The sequence below is a fragment of the Cupriavidus sp. SK-4 genome, assembly GCF_000611125.1.
GTDB lineage: Bacteria > Pseudomonadota > Gammaproteobacteria > Burkholderiales > Burkholderiaceae > Cupriavidus > Cupriavidus necator.
Map to the genome: position 1 here is coordinate 14,765 of NZ_JFJW01000099.1, position 2,623 is coordinate 17,387.

General features: G+C 64.3%; 3 protein-coding genes. 1 reads left to right on the forward strand and 2 read right to left on the reverse strand.

All coding sequences use genetic code 11. The features are described from left to right. Window positions 1-32: 32 nt before the first annotated feature. The gene (locus CF68_RS21885) at window positions 33-587 is read right to left on the reverse strand and encodes an NAD(P)H-dependent oxidoreductase (RefSeq protein WP_035822855.1); all 555 of its coding nucleotides are present in this window, start codon (window positions 585-587) and stop codon (window positions 33-35) included. Between the two features lie 333 nt (window positions 588-920). Between CF68_RS21885 and CF68_RS21890 the strand changes: the two genes are divergently transcribed. Beyond that, complete coding sequence (locus tag CF68_RS21890) at window positions 921-1,619, forward strand: GNAT family N-acetyltransferase (RefSeq protein WP_010813461.1); 699 nt, start codon at window positions 921-923, stop codon at window positions 1,617-1,619. A 98-nt stretch (window positions 1,620-1,717) separates the two neighbouring features. Here CF68_RS21890 and CF68_RS21895 read toward each other — a convergent pair whose 3' ends face one another. Next, window positions 1,718-2,212, reverse strand: coding sequence for an Lrp/AsnC family transcriptional regulator (locus CF68_RS21895; protein ID WP_010813460.1), 495 nt, complete (start codon window positions 2,210-2,212; stop codon window positions 1,718-1,720). Window positions 2,213-2,623 lie beyond the last annotated feature (411 nt).

Genomic DNA, 2,623 nt, shown 5'->3' on the forward strand with positions numbered 1-2,623 from the left:
CACCAGCAGCGCAATCAGGAAATCGTGCTGGTTCATGCCTGCCCCCCCGCCGGCGCGGCGCCGGTGCCCAGCCGCCCGCAGACGTGGGCGATATGCTCGGCCAATGCCTGGGCGTCGGCATTGTTGGCGTCGTGCAGCACCACCGGCGGCAGCCAGCTCATGCCGCACAGCAAGGCGCTCTGTTCCAGCGGCAGCAGGAAGTCCCCGATCGGGTGGCCATGGGTGCCGTCCGGCCCGTAGGCATCGGCCGTGCCGCCGGTGCTCACCACCGCCAGCAAGGACTTGCCGCGCAGCGCGGTGCCGCCGGGGCCATAGGCCCAGCCTGGCTCCAGCACCTCATCGAGCCACAGCTTGAGCAGCGCCGGCACGCTGTACCAGCGCACCGGGAACTGCAGCACGATGGTGTCCGAGACCGACAGCACGCGCTGCTCGGCGACGACATCGATGTCATAGTCGACATAGCTGCGGTAGAGATCGCGTACCTGTACCTGCGGCAGCGCGGCCAATGCATCGGCCAGCGGCCGGTTGACGCGCGAACGGCTGGGCGTGGGGTGCGCGTAGATCACAACGATTGGGGGCTCGGTCATCAAGGGCGATCGGCTGGGCAAGGAAGTCAGACGGACCTGCGGGAGAACGCGGAATTGTGGCGTTGCACCAAATCCACATTCAGTGCCAGGCAACAATTCATCACATTTTTTCAAGCTGTTGATTTTATTCGATTTTTATTGATGCTGTGGCAAGACGGCGGCCTGCTGCGGCGCAGGAAGCTTACGCCGAACTGACAATTCCACTACAATACTTTTGGCGCCGCATCAAGATGGTGTTTCCCCCGAGTCTTGCACCGAGCCAGGGAAAAGTGCCTGGCGGAACACCAATGCAGTGCTATTTTTATCTGTGACTGAACCAGGAAGGAAATAATCGTGAACCCGCTCGAACTGAGCAAGGCCGTCGGCGCACTGACCGACGAAGATCTGCGCAAGGCAGCCGAAGCCGCACAGGCCACCCACCGCGCCACCGTACTGGTGCGCGAGCTGGCGGCCCACCACCGCTCGCGCCTGCTGAAGCATTTCCTCGCCCTGGGCGAGGAGGATCGCCTGCTCCGTTTTGGCCAGTCCGTGGGCGACCACGTGATCGAAGCCTATGTCGACAGCATCGACTTCGACCATGACAGCGTGTTCGGCGTCTACGACGACAAGCTCGAACTGATCGGCGTGGGCCACTTCGCCAACCTGCGCGACAACGCCCAGGGCCGCGTGGCGGAGTTCGGCGTGTCGGTGTCGGGCAGCGCCCGCGGGCGCGGCATCGGCAGCGCGCTGTTCGAGCGTGCCGCCATCCACGGCCGCAATACCAATGTGCGCACGCTGTACATGCACTGCCTGTCGCGCAACGCGGCGATGATGCACATTGCCAAGAAGGCCGGCATGAAGGTCCAGTACGCCTACGGCGAGGCCGATGCCTACCTGGAACTGCCGCCGGCCGACACCGCCAGCCGCCTGACCGAAGCGCTGGACGAGCAGCTCGCCGACCTGGACTACGCGGTGCGCCGCAACCTGCGCGACGCGCGCCGCTTCGGGCTGCGCTTCTGGCGCACCATGGTGCCGCAGAAGCACACTGCCTGAGTCCGCTGAACTCCGCCGGGCCCGCTTAATGCGGGTCCCACGCCAACGGCGCATCGCCACGATGCGCCGTTTTTGTTTGCGGCCTCAGGTTTGCCGCATCAGGCCGCACCGCCCACCGGCAGCGCCGTGGTGTCCTTGATGCTTTCCAGCGCAAAGCTGGAGCGCACGTCGATCACCGACGGGTGCGCCAGCAACTGCTCCTGCATGAAGCGCGCGAAGTGTTCCATGTCTTCCACGTAGACCTTGAGCAGCAGGTCCATCTCGCCGGTCATGGCGTGGCACGCGGCCACCTCCGGCCAGACCGCGATCGAGGCGCGGAACAGGTCCAGCGGTGCCTTGCCCTTGGGCGCGCCGCCATGCTTTTCCAGCCGGACATTGATATAGGCCAGCAGGCCAAGTCCGATCTTGTTGGGCTCCAGCAGCGCCGCGTACTGCCGGATCACGCCGATCTCCTCCAGCCGCCGGATGCGGCGCAGGCAGGGGCTGGGCGACAGGTTGACGCGCTCGGCCACTTCCAGGTTGGTCAACCGGCCGTTGGTCTGCAGCACTTCCAGGATCTTCCGGTCGATCTTGTCCAACTCCACCTTGCTCACGATATTGTTGCTCCGCAATATGTTTATTGGCAATTTTTTTGCGCAAATTTAGCAAGCCGTGCACAAGTACGCAATTTTTTGTGAAATTACGTCCGATTCAGGGCCGATTCTGATGAACTGACAGCCTTATCGGTCACTCGCGCGGCAGCCGGTCGGGCTGGGCAAACCTGTCCGTGGCGCCACCGCAAATCGCGGCCGCGCTCCGCCGGCCGGAAGCAGGCAAGGATGGTGCCAAGCCCGGCAAACAGGGAAGCGGCATTCTACGGGCGTTTGCGGGCGAGGTCAGATTCTTCCGAGTGCACGCACAAGGCGAACAGGCAAAGAAAAAGCGCGCGAACCCTAAGGCTCGCGCGCTTGGTGACATCGCCGGCAGGGTCCGCTGGCGCGGCCCTGCCCAGGCCGGTCAGCCGC